Source organism: Hyphomicrobium denitrificans ATCC 51888 (genome assembly GCF_000143145.1).
In the GTDB taxonomy this organism is placed as follows: domain Bacteria; phylum Pseudomonadota; class Alphaproteobacteria; order Rhizobiales; family Hyphomicrobiaceae; genus Hyphomicrobium_B; species Hyphomicrobium_B denitrificans.
The window spans coordinates 3,627,501-3,638,969 of the sequence record NC_014313.1; the positions used below are offsets into that span (position 1 = coordinate 3,627,501).

General features: G+C 58.9%; 11 protein-coding genes and 2 rRNA genes (1 of these 13 cut by a window edge). 7 read left to right on the plus strand and 6 right to left on the minus strand.

From position 1 onward, the window contains the following. The 4 genes from HDEN_RS17555 to HDEN_RS17570 form a co-directional block, all read left to right on the plus strand. Positions 1-2,169: ribosomal RNA gene (locus tag HDEN_RS17555) — 23S ribosomal RNA — on the plus strand (it extends 624 nt beyond the left edge of the window). 191 nt (positions 2,170-2,360) lie between these two features. After that, positions 2,361-2,475 (plus strand): 5S ribosomal RNA (gene rrf / locus HDEN_RS17560). 460 nt (positions 2,476-2,935) lie between these two features. Next, positions 2,936-3,322 (plus strand): cupredoxin domain-containing protein, encoded by a 387-nt coding sequence (locus HDEN_RS17565; RefSeq protein ID WP_013217489.1) that lies wholly within the window; start codon positions 2,936-2,938, stop codon positions 3,320-3,322. Positions 3,323-3,329: 7 nt separating this feature from the next. After that, on the plus strand, positions 3,330-4,160 hold the full coding sequence (locus HDEN_RS17570) for an FTR1 family iron permease (RefSeq protein ID WP_013217490.1): 831 nt from the start codon (positions 3,330-3,332) through the stop codon (positions 4,158-4,160). 57 nt (positions 4,161-4,217) lie between these two features. Here the strand turns inward: HDEN_RS17570 and HDEN_RS17575 are convergent, their stop codons facing one another. Continuing rightward, entirely contained in the window at positions 4,218-4,685 is a 468-nt protein-coding gene (locus HDEN_RS17575) for a nuclear transport factor 2 family protein (RefSeq protein ID WP_013217491.1), read from the minus strand. 115 nt (positions 4,686-4,800) lie between these two features. Between HDEN_RS17575 and HDEN_RS17580 the strand changes: the two genes are divergently transcribed. Then, on the plus strand, positions 4,801-5,133 hold the full coding sequence (locus tag HDEN_RS17580; protein WP_013217492.1) for a carboxymuconolactone decarboxylase family protein: 333 nt from the start codon (positions 4,801-4,803) through the stop codon (positions 5,131-5,133). Here the strand turns inward: HDEN_RS17580 and ubiB are convergent. From ubiB to ubiE, 3 genes are all read right to left on the minus strand, one after another. Then, positions 5,118-6,710: a 2-polyprenylphenol 6-hydroxylase gene (ubiB, locus tag HDEN_RS17585; RefSeq protein ID WP_013217493.1), complete on the minus strand. Its 1,593-nt coding sequence runs from the start codon at positions 6,708-6,710 to the stop codon at positions 5,118-5,120. The genes HDEN_RS17580 and ubiB overlap by 16 nt on opposite strands. Positions 6,711-6,924: 214 nt before the next feature. Then, positions 6,925-7,218 carry a hypothetical protein gene (locus tag HDEN_RS17590; protein ID WP_013217494.1) on the minus strand — a complete coding sequence of 98 codons (294 nt, stop codon included), beginning with the start codon at positions 7,216-7,218 and terminating at the stop codon, positions 6,925-6,927. A 126-nt stretch (positions 7,219-7,344) separates the two neighbouring features. Further along, complete coding sequence (ubiE, locus tag HDEN_RS17595) at positions 7,345-8,127, minus strand: bifunctional demethylmenaquinone methyltransferase/2-methoxy-6-polyprenyl-1,4-benzoquinol methylase UbiE (protein ID WP_013217495.1); 783 nt, start codon at positions 8,125-8,127, stop codon at positions 7,345-7,347. A gap of 77 nt (positions 8,128-8,204) precedes the next feature. Between ubiE and mutM the strand changes: the two genes are divergently transcribed. Continuing rightward, positions 8,205-9,086: a bifunctional DNA-formamidopyrimidine glycosylase/DNA-(apurinic or apyrimidinic site) lyase gene (gene mutM / locus HDEN_RS17600; RefSeq protein ID WP_013217496.1), complete on the plus strand. Its 882-nt coding sequence runs from the start codon at positions 8,205-8,207 to the stop codon at positions 9,084-9,086. A 5-nt stretch (positions 9,087-9,091) separates the two neighbouring features. On the opposite strand, the gene HDEN_RS17605 is transcribed toward mutM, so the two are convergent. Both HDEN_RS17605 and HDEN_RS17610 read right to left on the minus strand, forming a co-directional pair. Then, positions 9,092-9,706, minus strand: a complete 615-nt coding sequence (locus HDEN_RS17605; RefSeq protein WP_013217497.1) for a hypothetical protein — start codon at positions 9,704-9,706, stop codon at positions 9,092-9,094. 39 nt (positions 9,707-9,745) lie between these two features. Further along, the gene (locus tag HDEN_RS17610) at positions 9,746-10,330 is read right to left on the minus strand and encodes a hypothetical protein (protein ID WP_013217498.1); all 585 of its coding nucleotides are present in this window, start codon (positions 10,328-10,330) and stop codon (positions 9,746-9,748) included. 301 nt (positions 10,331-10,631) lie between these two features. On the opposite strand from HDEN_RS17610, the gene rpsT reads away from it, so the two are divergent. Next, entirely contained in the window at positions 10,632-10,898 is a 267-nt protein-coding gene (gene rpsT / locus HDEN_RS17615) for a 30S ribosomal protein S20 (protein ID WP_013217499.1), read from the plus strand. The last annotated feature ends 571 nt before the right edge of the window (positions 10,899-11,469 follow it).

Consider the following 11,469-nt stretch of genomic DNA (forward strand, 5'->3'; position numbering starts at 1 on the left):
TCTGACGAGCAAGCTTAAGGCGATAGCTGTAGGCGTAGCGAAAGCGAGTCTGAACAGGGCGTTCAGTTCGTCGGATTAGACCCGAAACCTGTCGATCTTGCCATGGTCAGGTTGAAGGTGGGGTAACACCCACTGGAGGACCGAACCGGTGTCTGTTGAAAAAGCCTCGGATGAACTGTGGCAAGGGGTGAAAGGCCAATCAAGGCAGGAAATAGCTGGTTCTCCGCGAAATCTATTTAGGTAGAGCCTCAGATGAATACTCCAGGGGGTAGAGCACTACATGGGCTAGGGGCCCCTACAGGGTTACCAAACCTAAGTAAACTCCGAATACCTGGAAGTACTATCTGGGAGACACACGGCGGGTGCTAACGTCCGTCGTGAAGAGGGAAACAACCCTGATCGCCGTCTAAGGTCCCTAAATCACTGCTAAGTGTGAAAGGATGTGGGAATCCCATAACAGCCAGGATGTTGGCTTAGAAGCAGCCATCATTTAAAGAAAGCGTAACAGCTCACTGGTCTAAACAAGGGTTTCTGCGCCGAAAATGTAACGGGGCTAAAGCAGTGTACCGAAGACGCGGGTGTACAGCAATGTACGCGGTAGCGGAGCGTTCCGTAAGCCTGTGAAGGGAGACCCGTGAGGGCTCCTGGAGGTATCGGAAGTGCGAATGCAGACATGAGTAACGAAAGGAGTGTGAGAAACACTCCCTCCGAAAGTCCAAGGGTTCCTGCGTAAAGTTAATCTGCGCAGGGTTAGCCGGCCCCTAAGGCGAGGGCGAAAGCCGTAGTCGATGGGAACCACGTTAATATTCGTGGGCCAGTGGGTGTGTGACGGATGCAGCAAGTTGTTGAGGCTTATCGGATTGCCGAGGCAGCGAATGTGTCCCTGGAAATAGCCCCCACGTAGACCGTACCCGAAACCGACACAGGTGGACTGGTAGAGAATACCAAGGAGCTTGAGCGAAGTGTGCTGAAGGAACTCGGCAAATTACCTGCGTAACTTCGGGAGAAGCAGGCTATCTCTTCGGGCAACCGGAGGGGTAGGGCACAAACTAGGGGGTGGCGACTGTTTACCTAAAACACAGGGCTATGCTAAGTCCAACGACGACGTATATGGCCTGACGCCTGCCCGGTGCTGGAAGGTTAAGAGGAGAGGTTCACGCCTTGAATCGAAGCCCCAGTAAACGGCGGCCGTAACTATAACGGTCCTAAGGTAGCGAAATTCCTTGTCGGGTAAGTTCCGACCTGCACGAATGGCGTAACGACTTCCCCACTGTCTCCAGCACACACTCAGTGAAATTGAATTCCCCGTGAAGATGCGGGGTTCCTGCGGTTAGACGGAAAGACCCCGTGCACCTTTACTGCAACTTTGCACTGGCAATCGTGACTGCTTGTGTAGGATAGGTGGTAGGCTTTGAAGCTTGGGCGCTAGCTCGAGTGGAGCCGAAATGTGAAATACCACCCTAGTGATTATGGTTGTCTAACCGCGGTCCGTTATCCGGATCCGGGACAGCGCATGGTGGGCAGTTTGACTGGGGCGGTCGCCTCCTAAATTGTAACGGAGGCGTGCGAAGGTGGGCTCAGGTTGGTCGGAAATCAACCGTCGAGTGCAATGGCATAAGCCCGCCTGACTGCGAGACTGACAAGTCGAGCAGAGTCGAAAGACGGCCATAGTGATCCGGTGGTTCTTTGTGAGAGGGCCATCGCTCAACGGATAAAAGGTACGCCGGGGATAACAGGCTGATGACGCCCAAGAGTCCATATCGACGGCGTCGTTTGGCACCTCGATGTCGGCTCATCACATCCTGGGGCTGGAGCAGGTCCCAAGGGTATGGCTGTTCGCCATTTAAAGTGGTACGTGAGCTGGGTTCAGAACGTCGCGAGACAGTTCGGTCCCTATCTGCCGTAGGTGTAGGAGAATTGAGAGGATCTGTCCTTAGTACGAGAGGACCGGGATGGACGCACCTCTGGTGGACCTGTTGTCGTGCCAACGGCACAGCAGGGTAGCTATGTGCGGACGGGATAACCGCTGAAGGCATCTAAGCGGGAAACCCACCTCAAAACGAGTTCTCCCTCGAGAGTCGTGGAAGACCACCACGTTGATAGGCCGGGTGTGGAAGCGCTGCAAGGCGTGTAGCTTACCGGTACTAATAACTCGATTGGCTTGATTGCTCTCATTTAGCAATGCTCATCGTTATCGCTCACGGAGCTGTTCCGCGCGTCTGCGCGGACTCCTTCGCTAGGGCGGCGCTCAGCGCCGGCGGCCCTTGGCCGCTCGAGCTTCGGCTCGAAGTGGCGACGAGCACGATGAGCGTAGGAATTAGAAAGAACAGACTACAGAAGTCATATGACGTCTCCGCTGACCTGGTGATTATGGCGGGGTGGCTGCACCCGATCCCATTCCGAACTCGGCCGTGAAACGCCCCTGCGCCGATGGTACTTCGTCTTAAGACGCGGGAGAGTAGGTCGTTGCCAGGTCTGCCGAGACGTCATGTGAATTTGCGCTTTCGGCTCCGTTCTGTGGAGCCGACTGGAAAGCGCAGTAGAAAGAAGTCAATCAGTGCACCCTCTATCGATCGAATTCAAACGCGCCGCTGTGCCTTGTGCCAGCGGCGCGTTTTTGTTTTCTGCATCAAATCCGATGGAATTATTCGATTGGGCGTTGGCCTGCGCATAACGCGCGGATCTGCGGTTCCGCGCTATCTCGCTGGCGTTGCTGTGTGCTTGAACGCAACGACTTTGCGGCTGTCGTTGCGCACTGCGCTGTAAGCAGGTTCGCGTGCTCCGCGATAACTTGGAACGTTTCCAATAACTTGAACTGCGACACGAGCGGTGAAAGCCGTGTGCTGGGTATTGTTCTTGACCGATTTTGTCGGCATAACGTCCGATAGAAAAACCTGATCTCGGGACCTTGAATCCTGACCTATTGGGAGTCGGCATGTCATTTCGCTCGATCGGGCGTTCGATCGCTAATCCTCTTTCCGCTTTTGCTCTTCTGTGCGTCGGCATGTTTGCTGCGTCCGCACTTCAACTTGTCGCTTTTTCTGCGCACGCTGCGGAAGAGCTCGAGATTGAGATCAAGATCAAGGATCACAAGTTCGATCCCGCAGCCATCAAGCTGCAAGCGGGTCAGCGTGCAAAGCTCATCGTCAAAAATCTCGATCCGACTCCGGAAGAGTTCGAAAGCAATGATATCGGCTTTGAAAAAATCATCGCTGGAAACAGCGAAGCGACGTTCCGTGTCAAACCTCTCGAACCAGGCACTTACATTTTCTTCGGGGAGTTTCACATGGATACCGCGCTCGGCCATATCCTCGTGGAATGAGGCTTAAATGCTCGCAGCTCTCGTCATCATTTTCCGTGAGGTTCTCGAAGCCGGTCTCATCATCGGCGTTGTGCTTGCGGCATCGCGCGGTGTGCCCGGTCGCAACAGCGCGGTCACGCTTGGAATTCTTGCCGGCATTGTCGGTTCAGCGATCGTCGCACTTTTTGCGACGCGAATTACCGACGCGTTCGACGGGCGCGGACAAGAACTTTTCGTCGCCGGCATTTTGCTTTTCGCGGTCGTGATGCTTGCGTGGCATGTCGTCTGGATGGCGGAGCATGCGCGCGAAATGACGCGCGAGTTGCGCCAGCTCAGCAGCGACGTAGTCGCGGGTAAGCAATCGCTGTTTGCTCTCGCTGCGGCAGTCGCAATCGCGGTCATGCGCGAGGGCAGCGAAGTCGTTCTGTTCATGACCGGCATCATCATGCAGGGCAAGGATACGGCCGGCGAACTTTTGTTCGGCTCGGCGATTGGATTGTTGCTTGGGGCCGTCGTGTCTCTGGCGCTGTATCTCGGACTCGCCGCCATCCCTCTGAAACGCATGTTCTCAGTGACCGGTGTTCTGGTGACGCTATTGGCTGCCGGGCTCGCGGCGTCGGCGGTGCAGCAGCTCTCGAATGCAGGATTCATCGAAGTTCTGGATACAAAAATCTGGGATACGTCGTGGCTGCTTTCTCAGGACAGCTGGATCGGCCGCGTGCTGCATGTCCTCATCGGCTACATGGACCGTCCGACGGGATTGCAAATCATCGCGTATGCCGTGACGGCGTGTACGATTTTCGCGTTGGCATACTGGCGTGGCTCGCCGAAGCCGGCGCAATCTTCGCTTAGCGCCTGAATATTGAACGCGGGCATAAGCCCGCGTTTTTTTTGCCGTTGCTTGGTGTCGCCGCGATCAGAGGCCGAGGTCTGACAGGCCCGGATGATCTTTCGGACGCGGTCCGAGCGGCCAGTGATATTTGCGCTCCGATTCCGAGATCCGCATATCGTTGATGCTGGCGTGGCGGACCGCCATCAAGCCGTGAGCGTCGAATTCCCAATTTTCGTTGCCATAGGAGCGATACCATTGACCGCTGTCGTCGCGGAATTCGTAGGCGAAGCGAACGGCGATGCGATTGTTGTCGAACGCCCATAACTCCTTGATCAGGCGGTAATCCAGTTCGCGGTTCCACTTTCGCGTCAGGAACTCCACGATCTCGGCGCGGCCGACCGGAAATTCAGCGCGATTGCGCCAGCGGCTGTCCACGGTGTAGGCGAGCGACACGCGCTCCGGATCACGGTGGTTCCACGCATCTTCGGCGCCACGAACTTTTTGCGCGGCTGTTTCGCGCGTGAAGGGTGGCAACGGCGGCCGGTCGGTCATCGGGCGGTCCTTTCTTTCAGGCATTAATTCCGATGCTTGACCAGTCGCGCGAACGCCGCGACGCTTCAAGACATTTTCAAGCGCGCCAACTCTGCGGATTTAGGGAACCTCTTTCATGTACGATATATCCAATCTTTCGAATCTGCCGCAGCTCCGTAGCTTGTCGCCGGCAACGATGGCGGCGTTCGAGAATTTCGATCGTGCTGCGATGGCTCCGGGCACGATTCCACGACGCTACAAGGAGCTTATCGCAGTCGCCGTCGCGATCGCCACGCAGTGTCCCTACAGTCTCGAAGTGCATCGCACGAACGCGGAAAATGCCGGGGTCACGGAAGCCGAACTCGCGGAAGCGGTTTTTCTGGCGGCGACGATGCGGGCAACGGCTGCGATCGCGCACGGCACGCATCTCGTTGGGCCGCGCAAGGCGAAGCGTCAGAATACGCCGTAGATCTTCAACGCGATTGCGACCAGCGCGACGGCCGTGACCCAAAGCGCCGCATCGGTGATGCGGTTATGGCGCGACCGCGACGCGAGATTTTCGAGTGTTGCATCGTCGAGCTTCAAACCCGATTGCGCCATTTCGGAGAAGCCGACGAGAGTTTGCTCCGCCCTCTGCAACAAGCCGGGCGTGCGCATCAGGATGTCGCCGATCGTTTCGGCGCCGCGGCCGGCGCCTTTCAGGCGACCGAGGAGCGACAGGTTGGATTCGATCCATTCCTTCGCGACGGGTTCGGCTGCAACCCACACATTGAGCAGCGGATCGAGATCACGCGCCACGCCTTCGACGATGACCATGCTTTTCTGCAGCAGGATCAGTTCGGGACGCGTCTGCATATCGAAGACTTCGGTGTAGGCGAAAAGCTGGCCGAGGAGATCCGCCATCGAGATCTCTTCCGCCGTGCGCCCCTGGATGGGTTCGCCGATCGCACGCATCGCCTGCGCAAATTCTTCGACGGTATGATGCGGCGGCACGTAGCCGGCTTCGAAGTGGATGGCGGCGGCGCGATGATAATCGCGCGTGATCAATCCGTGCAGGATTTCAGCGAGGAATCGGCGCTCCGCGATGCCCAGCCGGCCCATGATGCCGAAGTCGACGGCGACGATGATGCCGTTGTCGTCGACGAACAGGTTGCCCTGGTGCATGTCGGCATGGAAGAAGCCGTCGCGCATGGCGTGGCGGAGGAACGTGCGCAGGACAGTCAAGCCGAGCGCGCTGGTGTCGAAGCCTTTCGCCTGCAAAGCGTCGCGGTGCGAGATCGGGGTCCCGTCGATCCACTCGACGGTCAGGACGCGCTTGGCGGTGCGGCGCCAATCGACGTTCGGAACGCGAAAGCCTTCGTCGTCCTTGATGTTGCCGGCCATCTCGGAGATCGCGGCGGCTTCGAGCCGCAGGTCCATCTCGAGGTCGGTCGTGTGCTTCAGGTTGTCGACGACGGCGACGGGCTTCAAACGGCGCGCAGGCGGGTAGAAGCGTTCGATCAAGCTCGCGGCGAAATAGTAGCTGTCGAGGTCGTGCTGAAAACGCTTCTCGATGTTCGGCCGCAGAATTTTCACGGCGACGGGTTTTTTCACGCCGTCTTCGAGAACGTAGGCCTTGTGCACCTGAGCGATCGACGCGGCAGCGACGGGCGGGCCAAATTCGATGAAATGATCTTCGAGCTTGCCGCCGAGCGCGCGTTCCACCGCGAGGCGCGCCTCGGCCATCGAGAAGGGTTCGGCCTTGTCCTGGAGATGGCGAAGGTCGGCGGACAGCTCCGGTCCGATGACGTCGGCGCGCGTCGCGAGAAACTGACCGAGTTTCACGTAGCTCGGGCCGAGCTCGCCGAGTGCGGATGCAACGCGGGACGCGCGGGGGACGTCGCGCCGGAACGGAGCGGTGACGATCTGGATGGGAACCGTGAGAGCGCGGGCGATTTTGAGCGGCAGCGGAACCGGCACGCCGCGGGGGACGAAGCGGATGCCGTGTTGCGCGAGCACGAATCCGGCGCGCGCCAATCGTAAAGAATTAAGAAGTGCTCCGGCCATGGCTCAGTGTTCGTCGTCCTGTCGTCGCGGACGAGCCGCCGAGGCCTGCACAATGCGCCTCAAAGGGTTTCGGTCAAGTGAAGCCGGCACACGGGGTAAAGACCGTTAATCGCCTTGCTTCATATCGCGATTGAGCTGCAAGGGTTCCCTACAACACAAACGGCGCCCCAGCCTTTCGGCGGGCGCCGTTGAGATTATAGGAAGTCTGCGGATTTTAGCGCTTACAGAACGTCGCGCGGCCGTGGCAAGTGACCATGCCACCGTCGGGACGGCAGTTGTAACGCTTGTTGACGACCTTGTACCCCTCGACGTTGCCGGTCGCGAGGAAGCCCGGCCACAGGCCCCAGCTCACCGATTGCACCATCGTTTCGAAGGCGTACCATTTGGCGGAATCCGCCGAAGACGAGGTTGCCACCGCACCTTTCGTCACGCAGCCCGCGTTGGCAACGCCGGCGCCGAACGACATCGCAGCCGCGAGCGCGGCGCACATCAGCACACTCTTTTTCATGAGTTCCGTCTCCTCCGATAGAAGAAAAAACTTCTTCTCCCCTGCGCGCGGAGGCTATGAGCGCTGTTGGCCACGGTCAATTGAAGTCACGCCGTGACACATAAAACGCCGTGAATGTGTGGCCGATTAGATCTTCCAACCGCCGTGAATAGCCGCGATTCCGCCCGTCAGATTGCGGTAGCTGACGCGTGAGAATCCGGCGTTTCGAATGAGGCTGGCGAAGGCTTCCTGCTTCGGGAAGCGGCGAATGCTCTCAACGAGATAGCGATAGGATTCCGCGTCGCCGGCGGCGAGCTTGCCGAGGCGTGGAATGATTTCGAATGAATGGAAATCATAGATCCGGTCGAGAAGCGGAACCTGGCATTCCGAAAATTCCAGGCAGAGGAAACGTCCGCCCGGTTTCAGCACGCGATAGGCTTCCGCCAATGCCTGATCGATGTGGGTGACGTTTCTAATTCCGAAAGCGATCGTGTAGGCGTCGAAGCTTGCGCTGTCGAAGGGGAGGGCTTCGGCGTTGCCTTCGATGCAGGTGATGCGATCGGCAAGCCCTAGGGTCTCGATGCGGCGGCGACCGACGTTCAGCATCTCGGGGCTGATGTCGCAGATGACAGCGGTGGTGGAGGGGCCGCCATCTTGCGCATAACGGATCGAGATGTCGCCGGTGCCTCCCGCGACGTCCAGCAGGCGGAACGGCGTGGCGCTTCTCGGCGCGTTCAGCATCGTTATGAGGTCGCGCTTCCAAAGCCGGTGCATACCGCCCGACATCAGATCGTTCATCAGGTCGTAACGCTCGGCGACCGAGGCGAAGACGCTGTTGACGAGGCCCTGGCGCTCGCCCTCGGGGACGGCGCGGAAGCCGAACGAGACTTTGTTTTCGTCGCTTGACGAGGATGCGGTATTTTCGATCATGTCGCTCAGGATAGCCGTGTCGGACCAGCCGCGCTATCGTCTCTCGCAATTAGCGTCAATCGCGGCTTTAGACGTTTATGCCTGAACTTCCCGAAGTTGAAACTGTCCGGCGCGGCCTGGCGCCGGTTGTCACCGGACGGCGCATCGCCGCAGTTGAGCTGCGCCGTCCCAATCTCAGATTTCCATTTCCGGAGCGATTTGCCGAACGGCTGGTCGGGCAGCGGATCGACCGGCTCGAGCGGCGGGCCAAATATCTGATCGCTGAGCTTTCGGGCGGCGAAGACCTCGTCATGCACCTCGGCATGACGGGGCGGTTTACGATTTTGGAGAAAGGGCGGACGGATACGCCGGGCGAGTACGTCAACAGCGTCGGCGCCGATCCTGTGCACGATCATGTCGTGTTCAAGCTCACGGGCGGGGCGCGCATCGTCTACAACGACCCGCGCCGCTTCGGCTTCATGGTCATGATGCCGCATGCTGAGCGATCCGAGCATCCTTTGTTTCGCGCGCTTGGCGTCGAGCCGCTGGGCTCGGAATTGACTGCGGATTATCTCGCGGCGCGGGCGCGCGGAAAGAAGGCCAATCTGAAAGCCTTCCTGATGGATCAGCGGATCGTCGCGGGTCTCGGCAATATCTATGTCGCGGAGGCGCTGTTCCGGTCTGGCCTGTCACCGAACCGTGTGGCGCGGGCGTTGGCGGACAGGCGCGGCGCGCCAACGGAGCGCGCCGAGAAGCTCGTTCCGGCGATCCGAGAGGTTCTCGAACAGGCGATCGATGCGCGGGGTTCGACCTTGCGTGATTATCGCGATGCGAGCGGCGCGTCGGGTGGATTTCAGAATTCGTTCGCCGTTTATGATCGCGCTGGGCGACCGTGCCCGAGAGCTGGGTGCGGCGGAGAGATCCGACGTGTGGTGCATGCTGGACGGGCGAGCTTTTATTGTCCGCGCTGTCAGCGCTGAAACATTCAGCGGGCCAAGCGCTCGCTGAGCGCCGAATGGGTTTTGACGATGATGACGCTCAGGCACATCACCGTGAAACCGCCGGCGAGAAACAACTGGTTTGCGGCCCAGTCGCCTTTCAGCGACGACAGTTTTCCGGACTGAATGAGCCAGAGCAAGCCGCATGCGATTGCGACAGCCTGCAAGGCTGCAAGCGCTACAGCGCGCCCGATGGCTTTCGGCGTCGATACAGACGCATTCGGATCGTCGAGGTGCCAGAGATAAATCGCGTGTCCGACGGCGACGAGAAGCATCGCCGAACCGTATTCCCAACCGTGTTGCCAGCGCAGCGATGTGCCGAGATAGACGGCGTAAAATGCAAGCGCGCACCAGAAATACGCGAGCATGATGAGCAGCGTCGTCAGCCACAGCGCTTGTCGCGGCGTCGCCATGCTCCTTGTTGCTCCACGCCGCCACAACGGTGAATTCGAACGCAGCCCGGCGATCACGAGAAGAATTGCGAAGGCGGCTGCGGATGTCGCTGCCTGGGCCTTTTGCAATCCGCTTGTTGCGAGATACATCGCAAGCAAGGCGGCGAGGAGCGTCGCGAGCAGCCACGGCAGTGGAGGGCGTAAGGCCATGCGAATGAAATCCGAGAAGCGACTATGTCCCGGACTGCATCACACGTGCGCGGGTGAACGTAAAGCGTCTATGCTGATCGCTGCGATCGCCAGTGCACCGAAGAAGAGAATGTTGTTGCCGGCCCAGTCCGCGTAGGCGACGTCGCGCGGGAATTTCTTGTCGACAAAGAGACTAATGACGCCGACGGCCATGCCGACGATCTGGACTTGCGCAAGAATACGTCCGGCCTTCGTCAGCATCGGGTCAGAGCGCCCTGCCGCGCGGTCGCGATCCAGGAGCGTCGCGAATGCAATGCTCGCGACGGCGGCGAACGCAAAGCCGATAAAGAACTGCCACCACTCCGGCCAAACTTTTTCGAGCACGAAGAGAGAGATGGCGAGGATCGAAAGAGCTCCCCAGGCCCAGACCAATCCAAGGTAACGGGCGGTGGAGCTGCCGATGGCATTCGGGACCGCGCCGTTGTTGATCAGCCGCTGATGGTCGTGGATGGCGAGAAGGGTGATCGCCAGGGCGACGAGCCCGCAGGCGGCCATATGCAGTTTCGGGTCTATCAGACCGGCTGCCAGAACCGTCGCGCAGGTTGCGACCGCCAGTCCGAACAACCATCCAATCAGCGACAACATTCTGCAGACACCCCCATTGCTATGGCTGCCCAGGCAGCATCCTCGTTAGCCATTATATCCAGCTGGCGTTATCTGACGCCTGCGTTGAACCGCCGCTCAGGGCGTGAAAAGAGCCAAACTCTCATAAAATCGGCGTTTAGAGCGAGCGTATTAATTGACCGGCGAATGGACGACCGCTATACCGCGCGTCAAGCACGCCTGGACAAAAATCCGGGCCGATCAGTTTTTCACAGCCCGCGGCCTCTGTTTGCCTTTTCCAAGGCGGCGGACGGCGCCTTTGACCAGCAGTAGGGACCTTTCCATGGCTAATACGTCGTCGGCAAAAAAAGCCGCGCGCCAGATGATCCGCCGTACAGACATCAACAAAGCACGCCGCACGCGCGTCAAGAGCGAAGTGCGGGCCGTTGAAGAGGCCATCAAGGCCGGCGATCAGGGCAAGGCCCTGGCGGCGCTGGCTGCCGCTGAACCCGTTCTCGCGCGCACCGCGCAGAAGGGACTCATGCACAAGAAGACCGCGAGCCGGAAGGTTTCGAGGCTGGCACAGCGTGTCAAGGGCATGTCGGCCTGATCGCCTTCGAGACGGCGCAGGGCAATTTTTCTCCCTGTTGCATATTCGCTACGGTAAAGAGCGGGCCCGATGAGGGCCCGTTTGTTTTTTGAATGTCATTAACCCTCTGGAATTGCGCGTTCGAGCGGGCGTTTGGGGCTCGAAAAAGACTCGCTTGCGATTTTGTCGCGGCCGCTGGGCAAGCTTAAAATGACGGTGACGTGACGGTGCAACACGATTTTTCTGGCACCGCGTGCAGTCCCGAAATCTCCAAATGAGTCAGCGTTTTTTGCACAGGAACTGCGATGGAACCTCGGTTCTCCCGGGTAGCTGTGGATAAGTTTCCGAACCCGGCTCGGTGCGTTTTCGGCGCGCGCGGCGCTTGTCGAAGTATTGGTTAGCGGTTAGTTAATATGCAGTGGATGGCAGCGGGGTAAGGCGATCGTTCACTGTCAGAAGTCGGCGTGCGTCGCGTCTGAAGTTTTGGGCAAGTCCAAAGGCTCAGCCGCATCGTCGATACGGATAAAGATCTCTGTTTAGTCATGGTGTTCTGCTGTTTGCAGGCACCGAGTGGCAAAGGCTTCCCCGAATT

Excerpts from the sequence above, each read along its gene's own strand:
- HDEN_RS17565 (WP_013217489.1), top strand. The coding sequence starts at position 2,936 with ATGTCATTTCGCTCGATCGGGCGTTCGATCGCTAATCCTCTTTCCGCT.
- HDEN_RS17570 (WP_013217490.1), top strand. The coding sequence starts at position 3,330 with ATGCTCGCAGCTCTCGTCATCATTTTCCGTGAGGTTCTCGAAGCCGGT.
- HDEN_RS17575 (WP_013217491.1), bottom strand. The coding sequence starts at position 4,685 with ATGACCGACCGGCCGCCGTTGCCACCCTTCACGCGCGAAACAGCCGCG.
- HDEN_RS17580 (WP_013217492.1), top strand. The coding sequence starts at position 4,801 with ATGTACGATATATCCAATCTTTCGAATCTGCCGCAGCTCCGTAGCTTG.
- ubiB (WP_013217493.1), bottom strand. The coding sequence starts at position 6,710 with ATGGCCGGAGCACTTCTTAATTCTTTACGATTGGCGCGCGCCGGATTC.
- HDEN_RS17590 (WP_013217494.1), bottom strand. The coding sequence starts at position 7,218 with ATGAAAAAGAGTGTGCTGATGTGCGCCGCGCTCGCGGCTGCGATGTCG.
- ubiE (WP_013217495.1), bottom strand. The coding sequence starts at position 8,127 with ATGATCGAAAATACCGCATCCTCGTCAAGCGACGAAAACAAAGTCTCG.
- mutM (WP_013217496.1), top strand. The coding sequence starts at position 8,205 with ATGCCTGAACTTCCCGAAGTTGAAACTGTCCGGCGCGGCCTGGCGCCG.
- HDEN_RS17605 (WP_013217497.1), bottom strand. The coding sequence starts at position 9,706 with ATGGCCTTACGCCCTCCACTGCCGTGGCTGCTCGCGACGCTCCTCGCC.
- HDEN_RS17610 (WP_013217498.1), bottom strand. The coding sequence starts at position 10,330 with ATGTTGTCGCTGATTGGATGGTTGTTCGGACTGGCGGTCGCAACCTGC.
- rpsT (WP_013217499.1), top strand. The coding sequence starts at position 10,632 with ATGGCTAATACGTCGTCGGCAAAAAAAGCCGCGCGCCAGATGATCCGC.